At 58.0% G+C, this 20,359-nt stretch carries 15 protein-coding genes; 4 read left to right on the forward strand and 11 right to left on the reverse strand.

Going from position 1 to position 20,359, the window contains the following annotated elements; translation table 11 throughout:
- The 3 genes from AAAB16_RS11115 to AAAB16_RS11125 all read left to right on the forward strand — a co-directional run.
- Positions 1-661 (forward strand): aminotransferase class III-fold pyridoxal phosphate-dependent enzyme (locus AAAB16_RS11115; protein ID WP_340663369.1); only part of this gene is annotated, 661 nt, incomplete at its 5' end.
- A complete protein-coding gene (locus AAAB16_RS11120) occupies positions 661-1,311 on the forward strand; it encodes a hypothetical protein (protein ID WP_340663370.1) in 651 nt (216 codons plus the stop codon). The genes AAAB16_RS11115 and AAAB16_RS11120, both read left to right, overlap by 1 nt.
- Positions 1,312-1,403: 92 nt before the next feature.
- Complete coding sequence (locus AAAB16_RS11125; RefSeq protein ID WP_340663371.1) at positions 1,404-1,952, forward strand: tetratricopeptide repeat protein; 549 nt, start codon at positions 1,404-1,406, stop codon at positions 1,950-1,952.
- A 109-nt stretch (positions 1,953-2,061) separates the two neighbouring features.
- On the opposite strand, the gene hemE is transcribed toward AAAB16_RS11125, so the two are convergent.
- From hemE to AAAB16_RS11180, 11 genes are all read right to left on the reverse strand, one after another.
- Complete coding sequence (gene hemE, locus AAAB16_RS11130) at positions 2,062-3,129, reverse strand: uroporphyrinogen decarboxylase (RefSeq protein ID WP_340663372.1); 1,068 nt, start codon at positions 3,127-3,129, stop codon at positions 2,062-2,064.
- Positions 3,130-3,370: 241 nt separating this feature from the next.
- A complete protein-coding gene (locus tag AAAB16_RS11135; protein ID WP_340663373.1) occupies positions 3,371-4,789 on the reverse strand; it encodes an FAD-dependent oxidoreductase in 1,419 nt (472 codons plus the stop codon).
- A gap of 34 nt (positions 4,790-4,823) precedes the next feature.
- On the reverse strand, positions 4,824-9,269 hold the full coding sequence (gene gltB / locus AAAB16_RS11140; RefSeq protein WP_340663374.1) for a glutamate synthase large subunit: 4,446 nt from the start codon (positions 9,267-9,269) through the stop codon (positions 4,824-4,826).
- A gap of 226 nt (positions 9,270-9,495) precedes the next feature.
- A complete protein-coding gene (locus AAAB16_RS11145; RefSeq protein ID WP_340663375.1) occupies positions 9,496-11,136 on the reverse strand; it encodes an AAA family ATPase in 1,641 nt (546 codons plus the stop codon).
- A gap of 11 nt (positions 11,137-11,147) precedes the next feature.
- Positions 11,148-12,251 (reverse strand): 3-dehydroquinate synthase, encoded by a 1,104-nt coding sequence (aroB, locus tag AAAB16_RS11150; protein WP_340663376.1) that lies wholly within the window; start codon positions 12,249-12,251, stop codon positions 11,148-11,150.
- Between the two features lie 50 nt (positions 12,252-12,301).
- Positions 12,302-12,820, reverse strand: coding sequence for a shikimate kinase AroK (aroK, locus tag AAAB16_RS11155; RefSeq protein WP_110617276.1), 519 nt, complete (start codon positions 12,818-12,820; stop codon positions 12,302-12,304).
- Between the two features lie 4 nt (positions 12,821-12,824).
- Positions 12,825-14,873 carry a type IV pilus secretin PilQ gene (gene pilQ, locus AAAB16_RS11160; RefSeq protein ID WP_340663377.1) on the reverse strand — a complete coding sequence of 683 codons (2,049 nt, stop codon included), beginning with the start codon at positions 14,871-14,873 and terminating at the stop codon, positions 12,825-12,827.
- A 54-nt stretch (positions 14,874-14,927) separates the two neighbouring features.
- A complete protein-coding gene (gene pilP, locus AAAB16_RS11165) occupies positions 14,928-15,455 on the reverse strand; it encodes a type 4a pilus biogenesis lipoprotein PilP (protein WP_340663378.1) in 528 nt (175 codons plus the stop codon).
- Entirely contained in the window at positions 15,455-16,078 is a 624-nt protein-coding gene (pilO, locus tag AAAB16_RS11170) for a type 4a pilus biogenesis protein PilO (RefSeq protein ID WP_340663379.1), read from the reverse strand. Before pilO ends, pilP begins: the two co-directional genes overlap by 1 nt.
- Positions 16,075-16,647 (reverse strand): PilN domain-containing protein, encoded by a 573-nt coding sequence (locus tag AAAB16_RS11175; protein WP_110617273.1) that lies wholly within the window; start codon positions 16,645-16,647, stop codon positions 16,075-16,077. Before AAAB16_RS11175 ends, pilO begins: the two co-directional genes overlap by 4 nt.
- Complete coding sequence (locus AAAB16_RS11180) at positions 16,647-17,711, reverse strand: pilus assembly protein PilM (protein ID WP_110617272.1); 1,065 nt, start codon at positions 17,709-17,711, stop codon at positions 16,647-16,649. The genes AAAB16_RS11175 and AAAB16_RS11180 overlap by 1 nt, the downstream gene beginning before the upstream one ends.
- A 184-nt stretch (positions 17,712-17,895) precedes the next feature.
- Between AAAB16_RS11180 and AAAB16_RS11185 the strand changes: the two genes are divergently transcribed.
- Positions 17,896-20,322 (forward strand): penicillin-binding protein 1A, encoded by a 2,427-nt coding sequence (locus AAAB16_RS11185; RefSeq protein ID WP_340663380.1) that lies wholly within the window; start codon positions 17,896-17,898, stop codon positions 20,320-20,322.
- Positions 20,323-20,359 lie beyond the last annotated feature (37 nt).

The raw sequence follows: 20,359 nt of genomic DNA on the forward strand, positions 1-20,359 counted from the left end.
CAATATGAACTGCGTGCCACCGGCACCGGGCTTTCTTGAAGGCCTGCGCGAGCAATGCGACAAGCACGGCGTGGTGCTGATTTTTGACGAAGTAATGACCGGCTTCCGCGTTGCCCTCGGCGGTGCCCAGGCTTACTACGGCGTAACCCCAGACTTGTCGACGTTCGGCAAAATTATCGGCGGCGGTATGCCGGTGGGCTGCTTTGGCGGCAAGCGCGAAATCATGCAACAGATCGCCCCGCTTGGCCCGGTGTACCAAGCGGGCACGCTGTCGGGCAACCCGCTGGCCATGGCCGCTGGCCTGACCACCCTGAACCTGATCCGCCGCCCCGGTTTCCACGACGAGCTCACCGCCTACACCACGCGCATGCTCGACGGCCTGCAACAGCGCGCCGACGCGGCTGGCGTGCCGTTTGTGACCACCCAGGCGGGCGGCATGTTTGGCCTGTACTTCAGCGGCGCCGATGACATCGTCACCTTTGACGACGTGATGAGCAGCGATGCCGAACGCTTCAAGAAGTTCTTCCACCTGATGCTCGACGGCGGCGTGTACCTGGCGCCAAGTGCCTTTGAGGCCGGCTTCACCTCCATCGCCCACGGCGACAAAGAGCTGCAAATCACCCTCGACGCCGCTGAGCGCGCCTTCGCGGCATTGCGCTGATGCATTCCAGCACGGCCGCTTCTGATGCACTGCTGGCGCTGGCCTGTTTGGCCAGCGTGATCGGCATTTTGCGTAGCCCGCAGTGGGCCGAGAAACCGTTGCGCGCGACCTGGCTGATGGCTATTGCCGCGTTGCTACTGACCGGCGCCGCGGCTGTGGTGGGCGTACTGCATTTTGGCGTGGACCTAAGCTGGCAGGTGCTGCACGCCAAGCTTAGCCAGGCCAGCAGCCTGTTAGCCCTGCCGATTCTGGGCGTTGTCGCCCTGACACTGACGCGTGGCTGGCATTGGCAGCGGCTGGGTTGGTGCTGGGTGATCATCAGCCTCAGCGTGCTGTTTGAAGGCGCTCAGCGCCTGGGCATGCTCGACACCTACAAGCTGCTGCTAAACCTGGCGACGCTGGGGTTGGTGTTGTATGCCGGCATCGGCTCAGGCCGTAACCGGTTGCTCGCAGCAGTGGGCGTGGTGGCGCTGTTTATCGTCGCCGGGCTGGTGATTGGCACCCAGGGCGTTATAGGCCCGTTACAACGGGCAGACGTATTTCATGCACTGCTAAGCTTGGCCTATCCGCTGCTGACGTGGCTGCTGCTGGGCCTGAACGGGCGCAACGGTGTAACCGCGCAGACAGAAAAGTCGGTAAAGACTTTGTAACGATGGGCCTGCTTATTCCATAATGCGCGGGCCGTCGTTTTTCCGTCGGCCGGGCCAATTGCCCGCACGCTTTATGAGGCATGTTGATTGTTATGAACTGCATCGGCCGCACCCTATCCCTGGGCTGCCTGTTGCTTTTGCTGCCACTGGTTGCATCGGCTGGCGGCAACTCCTTGCTGATTCCGGCCACCGGCCGCTGTTCGCTCAACACCCTTCCCGAAGACCAGGCAGAAGCCCTTGCTTCCTGCCAACAAGCCGCGCAGAGCGGCGACCCTGAAGCCCAATACGAACTCGGCGAGTTTTACTACGACGGCAAGCAAGCACCGCGTGATTTGCCGCAGGCGCTGAACTTGTTCGAACAAGCCTCACTTCAGGGGCACGCGCAAAGCCAATACCGCCTGGGCATGATGTTTTTCCGCGGTGAAGGTGTGCAGGCCAATAACGTGCAGGCCTATATCGTGCTGAAAATGGCGGCGGTGAATGGCGCTGAGGATGCGCTGGATACCGCCGACCAGGTTGCTGCACAGATGCCACGTGAGCAGTTGGAGATTGCCACCCAGGTGCTGGGGCAGATCTTCCGCAACTACCTCATCGAATTACAAACCGCCGATGGCGGCTCGCCGTTTGCGCCGCTGCCTTAAAAGACCCCGATTTAAATTTTTTCATACCCGACCAGGCGCGCAAGATTCAAGCGCATCGTCGACAAAAAAAGGGCGCCTCTCGGCGCCCTTCTCATTTCAGCCAAACACCTCACTGGTGATACTGCGCCGACAGCTCATGCACCGCTTCCAGGAACGCACCGGCATGCTCGGGTTTAACTTCCGGGGTAATGCCGTGGCCGAGGTTGAAGACGTGGCCGCTGCCTTTGCCGTAGCTGGCCAGAATACGCGCCACTTCGTTGCGGATTGCTGCTGGCTGGGCGTAGAGCACGGTGGGGTCCATATTGCCTTGCAGCGATACCTGCGAACCCACGCGGCGGCGCGCTTCGCCGATATCGCAGGTCCAGTCCAGACCCAGGGCGTCGGCGCCAGCTTCGGCCAACGACTCCAACCACAGGCCCCCGTTTTTGGTGAAGAGGATCACCGGGATCTTGCGCCCGTCGTGTTCGCGGATCAGACCGCTGACGATCTTTCTCATATAGGCCAGGGAGAACTCCAGGTACGCCGCCGACGACAAGTTGCCGCCCCAGGTATCGAAAATCTGCACCGCTTGCGCACCGGCGAGAATCTGCCCGTTGAGGTAATTGGTGACCGACTGCGCCAGCTTGTCGAGCAGCAAGTGCATAGCCTGCGGATTGTCGTAGAGCATGGCTTTGGTTTTGCGGAAGTCTTTGGAAGAACCGCCTTCGACCATATAGGTGGCCAGAGTCCAGGGGCTGCCAGAGAAACCAATCAACGGCACGCGGCCATTCAGGGCTGAGCGGATAGTACGTACGGCGTCCATCACGTAGCCGAGGTCTTTTTCCGGATCAGGGATCGGCAACGCTTCAACGTCGGCCAGGCTGCTGATGACTTTCTTGAAACGCGGACCTTCGCCGGTTTCAAAGTACAAGCCTTGGCCCATGGCGTCGGGGATGGTGAGGATGTCGGAGAACAGAATGGCCGCGTCCAGTTGTGGGTAGCGGTCCAGCGGTTGCAGGGTGACTTCACAGGCGAATTGCGGGTTTTGCATCAGGCCCATAAAGTCGCCGGCCTTGGCGCGGCTGGCGCGATACTCGGGCAAGTAGCGACCGGCTTGGCGCATCATCCACACTGGCGTGACGTCGACAGGCTGTTTCAGCAAGGCGCGAAGGAAACGGTCGTTCTTCAAGGCGGTCATGGCAGTTCCTGCGAAAAGTAGGCAGCAAAAAAGTGCGGGCATTTTCGCAGAGCGCACAGCAAAAGGCACGGCGAGTGCCGTGCCTTTTGTCTATGGAGTCAATTTGTCGCGCAGGATAGCGGACTTGAACGCCTGCCTTCGTCGTCCCCGCGCAGGCGGGGACCCAGAGTGAAACAGGAGAACACGTTTTCCGCCCAACTCTGGATTCCCGCCTGCGCGGGAATGACGGAGCTAAGACGTATCACACGTTCAGGTAATCCAGAATCCCTTCAGCCGCTTGGCGACCTTCGAAAATCGCCGTCACCACCAAGTCCGAGCCACGCACCATATCGCCACCGGCAAAAATCTTCGGGTTGCTGGTTTGGTGTTTGAACTTGGCTTGTTCCGGGGCGATTACGCGGCCCTGGCTGTCGGTCTGAATGCTGAATTGCTCGAACCACGGCGCTGGGCTTGGGCGGAAACCGAAGGCGATCAACACGGCTTCCGCCGGGATGATTTCTTCAGATCCTGGAATCGGCTCAGGGCTGCGACGGCCACGGGCGTCCGGTTCGCCGAGACGGGTCTCGACCACCTTCACGCCTTCGACGCGGTCTTCACCGACGATCGCGATTGGCTGGCGGTTGTAGAGGAATTTCACGCCTTCTTCTTTGGCGTTTTTTACCTCTTTACGCGAACCGGGCATGTTTTCTTCGTCACGACGGTAGGCGCAGGTCACCGACTTGGCGCCCTGGCGAATCGAGGTGCGGTTGCAGTCCATGGCGGTATCGCCACCACCGAGCACAACGATGCGCTTGCCCTTCATATTGATAAAGTCTTCCGGGGCCTTTTCGAAACCTAAGTTGCGATTGACGTTGGCGATCAGGAAATCCAAGGCATCGTGTACGCCTGGCAGGTCTTCACCGGGGAAGCCGCCCTTCATATAGGTGTAGGTGCCCATGCCCATAAACACGGCATCGTATTCTTCGAGCAGTTGCTCGACGGTGACGTCTTTACCCACTTCCATGTTCAAGCGGAACTCGATCCCCATACCGGTGAACACTTCACGGCGGCGGCTGAGTACGCTCTTTTCCAGCTTGAATTCGGGAATGCCAAAGGTCAGCAGGCCACCGATTTCCGGGTTCTTATCGAACACCACCGGCGACACGCCGTTACGCACCAGTACGTCGGCGCAACCCAGGCCAGCGGGGCCGGCGCCAATAATGGCAACGCGCTTGCCGGTCGGCACCACCTTGGACATATCCGGGCGCCAGCCCATGGCAAAGGCGGTGTCGGTGATGTACTTCTCCACCGAACCGATGGTCACCGCACCAAAGCCGTCGTTAAGGGTGCAGGCACCCTCGCACAGACGGTCTTGTGGGCACACACGGCCGCAGACTTCCGGCAGGGTGTTGGTTTGGTGCGACAGTTCAGCAGCGGCCAGGATGTTGCCTTCCGAGACCAGTTTCAGCCAGTTCGGAATAAAGTTGTGCACCGGGCACTTCCACTCGCAATACGGGTTACCGCAGCCCAGGCAACGATGCGACTGGTCGGCGGCTTGAGCCGGTTTGAAGGGCTCATAGATCTCGACGAATTCCTTTTTGCGCTGACGCAGCAGTTTCTTCTTCGGATCTTTGCGCCCGACATCGAGGAACTGGAAGTCGTTGTTCAGACGTTCAGTCATGGTTAAAACCTCATCACACTACGGCAGGCGCAAATTATTGTGGGTTAGCACGGGTGCTGGACAGCAGCGACCCAAGGCTGGCGGCTTTCGGTTTGACCAGCCAGAACTTGCGCAGGTAGTCATCGAGGTTTTCCAGGAGGTTGCGACCCCATTCGCTGGAAGTTTCCTCAACGTACTCGGCCAGCACACGTTGCAAGTGGCTACGGTACGACTCCATCGACTCGCCGCTGATGCGCTGAATTTCCACCAGCTCATGGTTCACGCGGTCAACAAAGGTGTTGTCCAGGTCGAGCACGTAGGCGAAACCGCCGGTCATGCCCGAGCCGAAGTTGTAGCCGGTCTTGCCCAACACAGCGACAAAGCCGCCAGTCATGTATTCGCAGCAGTGGTCGCCAGTGCCTTCAACGACCGCGTGGGCACCGGAGTTACGCACGGCAAAACGCTCACCGGCAGTACCGGCAGCAAACAGCTTGCCGCCGGTGGCGCCGTACAGGCAGGTGTTGCCGACAATGGCGCCATCCTGGGTTTTGAACGCGCTGTTGGCCGGCGGCACGATCACCACCTTGCCGCCCGTCATGCCCTTGCCGACGTAGTCGTTGGCGTCGCCTTGCAGGTACAGGTTCAAGCCACCGGCGTTCCACACACCAAAGCTCTGGCCGGCAGTGCCCTTGAAGCGGAAGGTGATCGGCGCTTTGGCCATGCCTTGGTTGCCATGCACACGGGCGATTTCGCCGGATACACGGGCACCAATGGAACGGTCGCAGTTGCAGATATCCAGCTCGAACTCAGCGCCGGTCAGGCCGTCGATCGCCGACTTGGCCAGGCCAACCATATGCTCAGCCAGCTTACCTTCGTCGAACGGCGGGTTGCGGTCGACTTGGCAGAACTGCGGTTTGTCCGCCGGAATATGGTCGCTGCCCAACAGCGGGCTCAGATCCAGGTGCTGCTGTTTATCGGTTTCACCCGGCAGCATTTCCAGCAGGTCGGTACGGCCAATCAGCTCTTCCAGGCTGGCAACGCCAACCTTGGCCAGCCACTCGCGGGTTTCTTCGGCAACAAAGGTGAAGAAATTCATCACCATTTCGACGGTGCCGATGAAGTGGTCTTTGCGCAGCTTATCGTTCTGCGTGGCGACACCGGTGGCGCAGTTGTTCAGGTGGCAAATACGCAGGTATTTGCAGCCCAGGGCGATCATTGGTGCGGTACCAAAGCCGAAGCTTTCGGCGCCGAGGATGGCGGCCTTGATCACGTCGAGTCCGGTTTTCAGGCCGCCGTCAGTTTGTACTCGCACCTTGCCGCGCAGGTCGTTGCCGCGCAGGGTTTGGTGGGTTTCGGCCAAGCCGAGCTCCCATGGCGCGCCGGCGTACTTGATGGAGGTCAGCGGCGAAGCGCCGGTACCACCGTCGTAACCGGAGATGGTGATCAGGTCGGCATAGGCCTTGGCCACGCCAGCGGCGATGGTGCCCACGCCAGCCTCTGCTACCAACTTCACCGAGACCAACGCCGATGGGTTGACCTGCTTAAGGTCAAAAATCAGCTGCGACAAGTCTTCGATGGAATAGATGTCGTGGTGCGGCGGTGGCGAAATCAGGGTTACGCCAGGTACGGCGTAACGCAGCTTGGCGATCAGGCCGTTGACCTTACCGCCTGGCAGTTGACCGCCTTCACCCGGCTTGGCGCCTTGGGCCACTTTGATCTGCAGCACTTCGGCGTTCACCAGGTATTCCGGGGTAACGCCAAAACGGCCAGTGGCCACCTGCTTGATTTTCGAGCTGCGCACGGTGCCGTAACGCGCCGGGTCTTCGCCGCCTTCACCGGAGTTGGAACGCGCGCCCAGACGGTTCATGGCTTCGGCGATAGCTTCGTGAGCCTCCGGCGACAAGGCGCCCAAGGAAATACCGGCCGAGTCGAAGCGCTTGAGGATCGCTTCCAGCGGCTCGACTCGGTCGAGTGCCAACGGCGTTGCGGCTTCTTTGACTTTCAGTAGGTCACGGATCATCGACACCGGGCGGGTGTCGACCAGCGTGGTGTATTCCTTGAATTTCGCGTAGCTGCCGCTCTGCACCGCAGCCTGCAGGGTGTTGACCACGTCCGGGTTGTAGGCGTGGTATTCACCGCCGTACACAAACTTGAGCAACCCGCCCTGCTGGATGTTTTTGCGGTTGTTCCAGGCCTCAGCGGCAAGCAGTTTCTGCTCGGCTTCGATATCGACAAAGCGCGCGCCTTTGATGCGGCTAGCCACACCACGGAAGCTCAGGTTAACCACTTCTTCGGACAAACCAACGGCTTCAAACAGCTGCGCACCACGGTACGAGGCGACGGTGGAAATGCCCATCTTGGAGAGGATTTTCAGCAGGCCTTTGGAGATGCCTTTGCGGTAGTTCTTGAAGACTTCGTACAGATCGCCCAGCACTTCGCCGGTGCGGATCAGGTCGGCCAGCACTTCGTAAGCGAGATACGGGTAAACCGCCGAGGCACCGAAACCTACCAACACAGCAAAGTGGTGCGGGTCGCGGGCGGTAGCGGTTTCAACCAGGATGTTGCAGTCGCAACGCAGGCCTTTTTCGATCAGGCGATGGTGCGCCGCACCGACCGCCAGCGAGGCGTGAACCGGCAGCTTGCCTGGGGCGATATTGCGGTCGGTCAGCACCAACAGGCACTTGCCGCCACGTACCGCTTCTTCAGCCTGGTCGGCGATATTACGCACAGCGGCTTCCAGGCCAACGCTTTCGTCGTAGTTCAGGTCGATAACCTGACGCTCGAAACCGGGGGTTTCCAGGTTCATCAACGAGCGCCATTTGGCCGGCGAAATCACTGGCGAGCTGAGGATTACGCGCGAAGCGTGAGCCGGCGACTCTTCGAAAATATTGCGCTCGGCGCCCAGGCAGATCTCCAGGGACATCACGATGGCTTCACGCAGCGGGTCGATTGGTGGGTTGGTCACCTGGGCGAACTGCTGGCGGAAGTAGTCGTAAGTCGGGCGCACACGTTGCGACAGTACCGCCATTGGCGTGTCGTCACCCATCGAGCCCACCGCTTCCTGGCCTTGCTCGGCCAATGGACGCAGCACCTGGTCACGCTCTTCAAAGGTGACCTGGAACATTTTCATGTAGTGCTTGAGCTGGTCGCTGCCATAGCTGGCGGCGCCATGGTCGTCGTCCATGGTCGCTTGAATGCGCACCGCGCTTTTGCGCAGCCACTGCTTGTAGGGGTGGCGCGATTTCAAGCGGCTGTCGATATCGTCGGTGTGCAGTACCTGACCGGTTTCGGTATCCACGGCCAAGACCTGGCCCGGGCCCACACGGCCTTTGGCGATCACGTCCTCAGGCTTGTAATCCCATACGCCGATTTCCGAGGCGATAGTGATATAGCCGTTCTGGGTGGTCACCCAACGCGCCGGGCGCAGGCCGTTACGGTCGAGCAAGCACACGGCGTAGCGGCCGTCGGTAAGTACCACGCCAGCAGGGCCATCCCACGGTTCCATGTGCATGGAGTTGTATTCGTAGAAGGCACGCAGGTCGGCGTCCATGGTTTCGACGTTCTGCCACGCAGGCGGAATGATCATACGAATACCACGGAACAGATCCATGCCACCGGTAACCATCAGCTCAAGCATGTTATCCATGCTTGAGGAGTCGGAACCTACGCGGTTCACCAGCGGGCCGAGCTCGTCGAGGTCGGGCAACTGGTCGTTGGCAAACTTGGTGCGACGGGCCACGGCCCAGTTGCGGTTACCGGTGATGGTGTTGATTTCACCGTTGTGCGCCAACAGGCGGAACGGCTGGGCCAACGGCCATTTCGGCAGGGTGTTGGTGGAGAAGCGCTGGTGGAACACGCAGATCGCAGTCATCAGGCGCTCGTCACCGAGGTCCGGATAGAACTGCTGCAGGTCGACCGGCATCATCAAACCTTTGTAGATGATGGTCTTGGCCGAGAAGCTGCAAATGTAGTGATCGCTGTCGGCGGCGTTGGCCACCGAAGAACGACGGCGGGCGCTGAACAGCTTGATGGCGAACTCTTGGTCGCTCAGGCCGGCACCACCGATAAACACCTGCTCGATCTGCGGCAGGCGCTCAAGGGCCAGGCGGCCGAGCACGCTGGTGTCGATGGGCACTTTGCGCCAGCCGATCAGTTGCAGCCCAGCAGCCAGAATTTCGCGGTTCATGTTCTCGCGCGCAACGTCGGCTTTGGCCGCGTCTTGGTTGAGGAACACCATGCCGACGGCGTATTGGGCCGGCAGGTCGGCGGCAAATTGCTCTTTGGCAACGGCACGCAGAAAGGCGTCAGGCTTCTGGATCAGCAGGCCGCAGCCATCACCTGTCTTACCGTCGGCGTTAATGCCGCCGCGGTGCGTCATGCAGGTCAGGGCTTCAATAGCCGTTTGCAGCAAGTGATGACTCGCCTCGCCCTGCATATGGGCGATCAGGCCGAAGCCGCAGTTATCCTTGAACTCATCAGGATGGTATAGACCTGCTTTCATAGGGACTCTCACCAGGCAAACTTTGATCTATTTCAAACACTTACCGTGCGCGCAGGTCAATGCGCCAGCTTTGCGCAGGCAAAAGGGGGGTCATTGTACACAGACGAATCTCAGCGAACAAACGTCCCGCGGCGAAAGCGCGAAACCTTATGTCGCCTTTCTATAAGAAAGTACCAGGCGGTCGTGCTAAAGACCACCCGGTCATTGCACTCAGGCGCACATTAAATCAGCGCGCTTGAGCCTCCTGCTGGATGCTGGAGAAGGTCTTGGGCCAGGGCTTGCCGGCTTGAACCTTAGCAGGCAGGGTCTTGATCGCAGCCTGGGCGGCGGCGCGATTGGCAAAGTTGCCGTAGGTGACGACGTAGAGCGGTTTGCCGTTGAGGGTTTTCTTGAAGTAGTGATACTCCGCACCTTGCTCGCGAACAAACGCCTGTGCCGCGCTTTCCGAACCGGTACCCAACACTTGCAGCGCGTAATTGCCACCCGGTTGGCTGGCATGCCAAGCACCGGCAGAACCGCTTGAGGCGGGCGCAGGTTTCTCAACCTTGGCAACCGGTTTAACTGGCGCAGTAGCAGGCTTGGCGGCCGTCGCAGCTGGCGCAGTCGGTTTCGCCGCCGGCGCCGCCACTGGCGGTTTTGCCGCACTGGCAACGGTTGGTGCAGGCGTAGTCACCGGAGCAGGCTTAACAGCCGGCGCGATTACAGGGGCTGCAGGAGCCGCGCTAGGCGTTGCACCTTGCGGTGGCGCCATGCTGGTAACTGTCGGCGGCGTAGCGCTGGCAGGCGGCTCAATCGCGCCGTCATCGTCGTTTTCACCCAAACCGGACGCTTGCGCCAATGGCTCACGAATCACCGGCTGCGCCTGACCAACCAATGGCAACGGCAGCGGTTGACCGGAGCCGGCAAATTCAACCGCGGGGCCTTTACCATCCGCTGGCGCAGTGGCGTCGACCGCTGGGGCTGGCGTACTACCCAATGGCAACTGCGCAACCGCCGGAGCTTGCGCGTCCGGTTTGCTGCGCCCCTGCATCAGCCAGGCGGCGCCCACGGCGATTGCCACCACCACCAGAGCGATCAGATGTTTTTTCGGAAGTTTGAACGCCATACCTGCCTTCTGTACGCCACCGCGATTGGCCAGCATCGACTCGATCAGGGTTTCGCGCGCCACCTGATTGATCGCACCCGGCCAGCCGGCAGACTGCAAATGGATATCGGCGATCTGCTCTTCGCTGAGCAACTCAATGCCCTGCCCTGCGCCTTCAAGACGCTGCGCCAGATACTCGCGGGTTTCTTCTTCGCTGTACGGGTCCAGCTCAATGGCGTGGAAGCGCTCCTCGCCATCGGCAAGCAATTCCAGGCGCGGCAGCATGGCCGACTCGCCAAACAAGAATACGTGCGGGCGGCCTTCGGCATTGCCCGCAGCCAGGGCCAGGAGCGCGTCGAGGGCGTCGTTATCCAGCGACTCGGCGTCATCAATCAGCAGGTAGACTTCCTGACCGGTCAGCGACAACTGCGCCACCTGAGACAGCAGCGAGCGGGCGTCCGACTGTTGAACGTTCAAACCTTGGGCGATTTGACGCATAACGCCGCCAGCATCGGCCGCACCACGCGCGGAAAACACCACGCTGTGGACCGCTTGCTTATTGGTACTGGCAACCAGCGCCTGACGCAGCAGGGTTTTTCCGCTACCTTGCGGACCGCTGACAACAAGAAGCAACTGGCTGTAGCGCGCCAAGTGATGTAATTGACCCAGCACCGGCTTACGTTGCGCCGGGAAAAATTTAAAGCCTGGAACGCGAGCGGCAAAAGGGTCGTGACTGAACTGGTAGTGGCCGAGAAAGGCCTCGTCGGCGTGCAGACTGGTCATGGGGCTCTCAATTAGTCTTTAAGGTGTTCCACCATGGCGCGGTAGTCCGCAACCAGAGTGGCATCCAAAATCTCGCGCGGGAAATCGCCCGTCACTACCGCTTCGCCCATCTGGCGAAGCAAAACAAGACGCAGCCGACCGCCAAGAACTTTCTTATCGACCGCCATATGGGTGAGAAAATCCTCTGCACTCATTTCTTCTGGCGGAATTACGGGCAAGCCGGCACGCAGAAACAAGCGAATACCACGATCACGCTCGGCGGCAGTGATCCAGCCCAGGCGGCAAGACATTTCCAGCGCCATCACCGTACCCGCTGCAACCGCCTCGCCATGTAGCCAGACGCCGTAGCCCATATGGGTTTCGATGGCATGGCCAAAGGTGTGGCCAAGATTGAGCGTGGCGCGCACGCCTGACTCGCGCTCATCGGCGCCAACCACCTTGGCTTTGGCCGCGCAGGAGCGAGCAATGGCTTCGGTCAGCGCTGCTTGGTCGAGGCTGCGCAAGGCATCCATATTGGCCTCAAGCCAGGTCAGAAATGGCTCATCGCAGATCAGACCGTACTTGATCACTTCAGCCAGACCAGCAGACAACTCACGAGCCGGCAGGGTGTTCAGGGTCGCCGTATCAATCAGCACCGCATTGGGCTGATAGAAGGCACCGACCATATTCTTACCCAAGGGATGATTGATACCGGTCTTGCCGCCAACCGAGGAGTCAACCTGCGACAGCAACGTGGTGGGCACCTGAATGAAATCGACACCGCGCTGGTAGCAAGCCGCCGCGAAGCCAGCCATATCGCCGACAACGCCGCCACCCAAGGCAATCACCGTAGTGCTGCGCTCGTGCCGAGCCGAAAGAAGTCCGTCGAAAATAAGCTGCAGGGTTTCCCAGCCTTTGTACGCCTCGCCATCCGGAAGAATGACGGTGGCAACATCAAAGCCGGCCAAAGCCTGCTTAACGGACTGGAGATAAAGAGGAGCAACGGTTTCGTTGCTAACAATGGCAACTTGCTTACCCGCAATATGCCGAGAAAAAAGCTCGGGCTGAACCAGCAGGTTTGCCCCGATATAGATGGGATAACTACGGTCGCCCAGCTCAACATGAAGAGTCTGCATGAAGCCCCCACGATAAAAGGGCCATAGGATAGCGCATATCGGCGTGCGCTTTAACGTGGATGAAGCGCCTCGAGGCGCTCCAGAATTTCCTGCACCACCATGCGCGGTGGACGCTCATCGGTTTCGATAATGACATCCGCGATTTCCCGGTACAGCGGATCGCGGATGTGCATCAAGTCGGCAAGCACTTTGCCTGGGTTGGCCGTACGCAGTAGCGGACGGTTGCGATCACGAGAAGTGCGGTCCAACTGCTGGTCGACAGAAGTATGCAGATAGACCACACGGCCACCGGCACGCAGCGCCGAGCGATTCTCTGGACGCAGCACCGCGCCGCCTCCAGTAGCCAGCACAACACCGTCGAGCTCACACAACTCGCCGATGACGGACTGCTCACGCTCACGGAAGCCAGCCTCCCCTTCAACATCGAAGATCCAGGGAATATTGGCTCCAGTACGCTGCTCGATTTCCTTATCCGAGTCTTTGAATGACAGTCTTAACTCTTTTGCCAGTAACCTCCCGATGGTGCTTTTACCTGCCCCCATCGGGCCTACGAGAATCAAATTTCGCACAGATTTAGCGACTCACAGCGATTGCCGAGTTGTTCATGATACGCGGAGTCAGGAAAACCAGAAGTTCGTTTTTGGTGTCGGCGACGACATCACGGCGGAACATGCGACCCAGGTAAGGCAGGTCACCGAGGAATGGCACCTTGTCGACAGTCTTGGTTTGGGTGTTGGAGAACACACCACCGATAACGATTGTCTCGCCATCGCTAACCAGAACCTTGGCGTTGACTTCGTTTTTCTTGATCGGCGGAACACCGTTCAGGGCGTTAGCGAAGTCTGGTTCGTCTTTGGTGACCTTCACTTCCATGATGATGCGGTTGTCCGGAGTGATCTGCGGAGTCACTTCCAGCGACAACGACGCTTCTTTAAACGATGTAGTCGATGCACCGCTGGAGCTGGCTTCTTGGTACGGAATCTCGGAACCCTTGAGGATTTTTGCGGTTTCTTTGTCCGAGGTAACCACCTTCGGCTGGGATACCACTTCACCGTTACCGGTTTTTTCCATGGCCGACAATTCAAGGTCAAGGATCAGGTTATCGCTAACCCAACCAATACCCAGCGCGGAAGTCGCGTTGGTAGCACCCATGTCAACGAATGGCACACCCAGGGTGTCCGCGCCGCCAATGGTGCCGTTGCCGTTACCGAAGGTTTGTGAACCGCCCCAACGTACGCCCAGGCTCTTGTCGTAGTTAACGTTGGCTTCAACGATACGCGCCTCGATCATTACCTGACGCACTGGAATGTCCAGCTGGGTAATGATGCGACGCAGCTCGTCGATGCGCTCTTGGGTCAAGGTAACGATCAGGCTGTTAGTACGGTCATCGAAGATCACCGAGCCACGCATATCGTCTTTCAGGGTGCCCTTCGCGCCTTCTGCTTCGTAGATCTTGGCGATATCCGAGGCCTTGGCGTAGTTCAACTGAATGATGTCTTTGCGCAGAGGGGCCAGTTCAGCCACTTGCTTCTGCGACTCAAGCTCTTGACGTTCGCGGGCAGCAATTTCATCTGCCGGAGCGACCATCAACACGTTGCCAATTTTGCGCTTGTCCAGACCCTTGGTTTTCAGCACCAAGTCCAGCGCCTGATCCCAAGGCACGTTCTGCAGACGCAGCGTGATATTGCCTTGAACAGTGTCACTGGCCACCAAGTTGAGGTCGGTGAAGTCGGCGATCAGTTGCAGAACCGAACGCACGTCGATGTCCTGGAAGTTCAACGACAGCTTTTCACCGCTGTAGGCGAACACATCTTTCTTACGCTTTTCCGCGTCTTCCTGAGTGATCGGCTTAACGCTGATGGTCAGCTTGTTATCGGCCTGGTAAGCCAGGTAGTCGTACATACCAGTTGGCTCAACAGTAATGACAGCTTTGCCATCCTGCTCAACCGCACTGACGAACTGTACTGGCGTGGCGAAATCTTTTACGTCCAAACGAACGCGCAGCGACTCAGGCAGGTCGGTTTTGGCAAACGCCAAACGAATCTTGCCGCCTTGCTCTTGAATATCGGGGTTAACCGAGGCATCAGAGAGCTGGATAACCACGTTACCCTCGCCCTGCTCGCCGCGCTGGAAGTCGATGTTCGAGATGCTTTTGTTTACCGGCGCAAAGTTCTTCCTAACTGGCGCAGACGCGACAGGTGCTACTGGCGCAGCAACCGGAGCGGTAGAAGCCTGGGAAATGGCACCCTCGCCAACGACCACATAAAGGTTATTGCCCTCAGCACGGGTGCTGTAAGGAACCAGGCTGGCCAGGTTGATGATCAGGCGCGTACGGTCCTTGGCTTCAACGACAGTCACACTGCGGGCGTTACCCACACCCAGCTCACGATTCTTAGAGCCGGTCTGGTTACTTACACCCGGCAAGTCCAGAGCGATACGCGCTGGCTGCTCGATGGTGTAGCCACGTGGGGCGGCGACAGGTTCGTCGAACGCCAATTTGAGCTCGACACGGTCACCCGGTAGTGCGGCGACATCGAGGGTTTTCAAGTTAGCGGCCAACAAAGTTGGCGACATAACCGCGACCAAAACAGAAATGCAGATGCGCGATAGAGGGCTTTTCATACTCAGGTTCCGTTGTACCGACCGGTAATAGTTTTTCATCTTCCACCCCACTCCTTAAGAGCGCTCTTTGAGAGAGAGGCTTCGTGGCCGTTCTAGCCAGCCACCTTCACCATCAGGAACAATCTCAACCACATCGATTTTCGCTTCACTGATAGCAATGATGCGTCCGTTGTTACGCCCCAAGTAGTCGCCCACTCTCACGCGATGCACGCCGCCGGCACCGTTGACCAAGGCAAACATACCGGCCTCGTTGGAAAGCGTACCCACCATCTGGAACACTTCAATATTGAAGCCTTCCAAGAACTGCTTGATTCGAGTTTCGTCAGGTTTGATTTCTTTGGAACCCTTCTGACGATTTACCAGATCAATCTTGACCGGCGGCTGGAACGGGCTTCTTAGTGCAGAAGCACTGTAAGTAAAAGCCTCGTACGGCTGAAACTTTGGCAACGGCTCAATCGAACCTTTTGGCCGAGCCCGCACGTCATCCATAAAAGCTTGCAAGTCGGCGAAGTCGCCACTTGAATCACAACCGGCCAGCGTAGCCAGCAACACCGCGCTAAGAATAAGTTTGGAAGCTTTCATTACTTAGCTCCTCCCTTATCGTTATAGCGATAAGTCTTGGCCAAAATGGTCATGTGCAATCTAGTCGTGCTGTCAGCGCTCACTGGTTTAATGTCGAAATCATGCAAGGTGACGATCCGCGGCAGACTGGCAACACCGCTGGCGAAGGTCGCCAGGTCATGGTAGGTCCCCACAACAGAGATCTGGATCGGCAGTTCGATATAGAACTGTTGGGCCGATTCAGGCATCAGTGTGATTTGTTCAAACTCAAGACCGCTACCCAAACCAGTGCGGGTAATATCTTCGAGCAAACCAGGAACTTCAGTATCGCTGGGCAACTGACGCAACAAAGCACCGAAAGAAACTTCCATTTCTTTCATTTGATCTTTGTAAGCTTCGAGATTGGCCGCCTGAAAAGCCTTGTTGGAATACTGCTCTTTAAGCGTCTGCTCTTGAGCGCGTTGCGTATCAAGTTCAGCCTGCAAATCTTTCAAATGAAAGTTGTAGCCAAGCGCCAATACACCAATCAACAAAAGCAGGCAGGCAATGGCCTTGACTGCCGCTGGCCAGGAGCCAACGTTATTAAGATCCAGGTCAGCAAGGTCTATCTTGCGCAAACTTTCTAACGAGTCAGCCAGGCTCATTTCTTGACTCCTTGTGCTTCAACGGCAGGCTGAGTTTGCTGCACAGTCAACTGAAAGACGTTGGCCTGATCCAATTCGCCCGCTGTTATCGCCTTGACTGCTGTCAGGTTCGGCGCAGTGAGCCAGTCAGAAGCATCCAGATTACGCAACAAGTTAGAAACGCGGTTGTTGGATTCAGCAGCACCGGTGATGGCGATGCTCTGCCCCTTCATAGACAACGTTGTGAAATACACACCATCAGGCAACGTTCTGGCCAGCTGATCAAATACTCGACCAATAATCGGACGGTTGCCTTGCAAGTCTTGAATGATCTTCATCCGTTCAAGCAGCTGCTGACGGCGCGTTTTCAGCTCACTAATTTCTTTAATCCGCGCATCGAGGACAGCAATTTCTTTTTGCACAAACTCATTACGTGCATTTTGCTGTTCAATTGCTCCGCTCAGGTACTGATCACCCAGGAACACAGCGCCACCCGCCACAATCAGCACGCCAGCCAAAGTAACGATAAACCGCTGCTTGCGTTCCTCGCGCAGCTGTTCCCGCCACGGCAATAAGTTAATACGCGCCATCAGTCGAAACTCCTCATTGCCAGACCACAGGCAATCATCAACGCAGGCGCATCACTAGCCAGAGCGCCTGCGTTGACTTTGCCACTGAGCGCCATGTCGGCGAACGGATTGGCGACTAAGGTTTGCGTACCGATCTTCTGCTGAATCAAACGATCCAGATCCGGAATCGAAGCGGTGCCCCCCGCCAGGAGGATGTAGTCGACATCGTTGTATTGACCGGCCGCGAAGAAGAACTGCAGCGAGCGCGAAACTTGTTGCACCACGGCCTCTTTGAACGGCTGCAATACTTCGCTGTCGTAGTCATCTGGAAGGCCGCCTTGCTTCTTGGCAAGCCCAGCTTCCTCAACCGAAAGCCCGTAACGGCGCTGAATTTCTTCGGTGAGTTGACGCCCGCCGAACAGCTGCTCGCGGGTATAGATGGTGCGACCGTTATGCAGCACGCTGAGCGTGGTCATAGTGGCGCCGATATCGACGATGGCTACCGTCAATTCATCATGGCCACTGCCCAATTGAGCGGCCAGCAATCCGTAAGCTCGCTCCAGCGCATAGGCCTCAACATCAACCACCTTGGCCGTCATGCCTGCTAACGCCAAAGCCGCTTCACGAACTTCCACGTTTTCTTTACGGCACGCGGCGAGCAATACATCAACCCGATCGGCGTTGCGCGCCGAAGGCCCTTGCACTTCAAAGTCGATAGCAACTTCTTCAAGCGGATAAGGGATGTATTGATCAGCTTCGATTTTGAGCTGGTTTTCCAGATCGTCGTCGGAAAGCCCGCCTTCCATTTCGATAGTTTTGGTAATGACAGCAGAACCGGCGACAGCCACAGCCACGGTTTTGACGCCCGTTTTAGCCTTAGCCAATACGCGCGCCAATGCCTGGCCTACGCCTTCCAGTTCAGCAATGTTTTTCTCGACCACTGCATTTGGTGGGAGCGGCTCTACAGCGTAAGCCTCTACTTTGTAGCGGCTTCCTGAGCGACTCAATTCGAGGAGCTTGACTGAGGTCGAACTGATATCGATCCCCAGCAGCGTATTCGCTTTCTTATTGAAGAGCCCTAGCACGACCGATTTCCTATTGGCATCCGCGACTTACGGACTATTTATGTTTTTTCACATTAAATAACAGTCTTGACATAAGCGCAAATGGCTACCTAGCAAAAAAAGCGCTTATAATGTGAACAGTTTTTCCCTTTCGACATCGCCCTACGCTTAACTCTTTCTTTTATCTGGAAATCCAAAAATTTTGATGCGCCTGCTGAAGTTCTTCTGGTGGTCCTGCGTAGCCGTTTTTTGTGGACTGTTGCTCAGTCTATCCGGCGCTTATCTCTACCTTAGCCCGGCATTGCCATCCGTGGACTCGCTGCGCCGCATCCAGCTGCAGATCCCCCTGCGGGTCTACAGCAGCGATGCCAAGCTGATCGCCGAGTTTGGCGAAATGCGCCGTACCCCCATCCGCTTTGCGGACATCCCACCAAACTTCATCAAAGCGCTGCTTTCTGCCGAGGACGATAATTTTGCCAATCATTATGGCGTCGACCTCAGCAGCTTGATGCGCGCTGCCACGCAATTATTAAAAAGCGGGCAAATACAATCGGGCGGCAGCACCATCACCATGCAAGTGGCGAAGAACTTCTTCCTCACCAACGAGCGCAGCTTCTCACGCAAGATCAATGAAATCCTGTTGGCATTACAAATTGAGCGTGAGCTGAGCAAAGACGAAATTCTTGAGTTGTACGTCAACAAGATTTACCTCGGTAACCGAGCTTACGGTATCGAAGCGGCGGCGCAGGTTTATTACGGAAAACCTATGCACGATTTAAGCCTGGGACAAATGGCGATGATCGCCGGGCTGCCGAAAGCACCCTCGCGCTTCAACCCCCTGGTCAATCCGCAGCGCAGCAAAGAGCGCCGCGACTGGATCCTGGGCCGCATGCTCAAGCTCGGCAAAATCGACCAGGGCCAATACGAAACGGCGTTGGCCGAACCTATAGACGCCAGCTACCACGTTCCTACGCCAGAAGTGCAAGCGCCCTACATTGCCGAAATGGCCCGAGCAGAAATGGTCGGTCGTTATGGCAGCGAGGCCTACACCGAAGGCTTCCACGTTACTACCACGGTTCCGAGCAACCTTCAGGAAGCTGCCAACGAAGCAGTGCGTAGTGGCCTAATCAGCTACGACCAGCGCCACGGCTATCGCGGCCCGGAAACCCGCTTACCGGGCATGACCCGCGAAGCCTGGCAAGCCGAGTTGAGCAAGCAGAAAACCCAGAACGGTATCGAACCCGCCATCGTCACCCAAGTGGAAAAAAGCGGCATTCTTGTGCTGACCCGCAGCGGCCAGGAAGAAACCGTCAGCTGGGAAAGCATGAAGTGGGCACGCCCCTTCCTGAACACCAACAGCCTTGGCCCTCGCCCGCAAAAGCCTGATGACGTGGTGCAAGTTGGTGACCTGATTCGCGTGCTGCGCCAGCAGGATGGCAACCTTGTTTTCAGCCAGATCCCGGCAGCACAAGGCGCATTGGTGTCGCTGGATCCGAAAAACGGCGCCATTCGTGCACTGGTCGGTGGTTTCTCGTTCGAGCAAAGCAACTACAACCGCGCCACCCAGGCTAAGCGCCAACCGGGCTCAAGCTTTAAACCCTTCATCTATAGCGCTGCACTGGATAAGGGCTATACCGCCGCCACATTGGTCAACGATGCACCGATTGTTTTCGTCGACGAGTACCTCGATCAGGTCTGGCGTCCGAAAAACGATACCAATACGTTCCTTGGTCCTATCCGCCTGCGCGAAGCGTTGTACAAGTCACGCAACCTTGTCTCCATTCGCCTGCTGCAAGCCATCGGCATTGAATATGCCCTGGATTACGTCAGCCGCTTTGGCTTTAACAAGCAGGACCTGCCGCGCAACCTTTCCCTGGCGCTCGGCACCGCGAACCTCACGCCCGTGGAAATCGCCGGTGGCTGGAGCACCTTCGCCAACGGCGGCTACAAGGTGCAGCCGTATCTGATTCAAAGCATTCACAGCCGCAGCGGCGAAGCGCTGTATGTAGCCAACCCGCCAAGCGCGCCCGGCGAGAACGAGGACCAACCAGACACCGTGGTCGACCCCGCCGCCATCGCCGAGAACATTCCCGCCCCAGCCAGCGCGGCGCCTGCGCCGGCAGCCGCCGAGCGTATTGTTGACGCCCGCACCACCTACATCCTCACCAGCATGCTGCAGGACGTGATCAAGCGCGGCACCGGCCGCCGTGCTCTGGCGTTGGGCCGCAGCGATATTGCCGGCAAGACGGGGACCACCAACGAGTCTAAGGACAGCTGGTTCTCGGGCTTTAACGCCGATTACATGACCACGGTCTGGACCGGCTTCGACCAGCCCGAAAGCCTCGGCAGCCATGAGTTTGGCGGCACTGTCGCGTTGCCGATCTGGATGAGCTACATGGGTGCAGCATTGAAAGACAAACCGATGCATGTGCTGCCCGAACCACCGGGCTTGCTGACGTTGCGCATCGACCCAGTCAGCGGCCGCGCCGCCACGCCGGGCACCCCAAACGCCTACTTCGAAGTATTCAAGAACGAAGACTCGCCGCCGCCGATGAACGAACTTGATCCAGGCACCAGTGCGCCTGGCAGCCCATTGCCGGCAGATGACGCCGCGCCTATCGATCTGTTCTAACGCCGGGCGCACTAAGCGCTCGCGCGCACCGCACAGC

The organism is Pseudomonas sp., from assembly GCF_037994325.1.
Lineage (GTDB): Bacteria > Pseudomonadota > Gammaproteobacteria > Pseudomonadales > Pseudomonadaceae > Aquipseudomonas.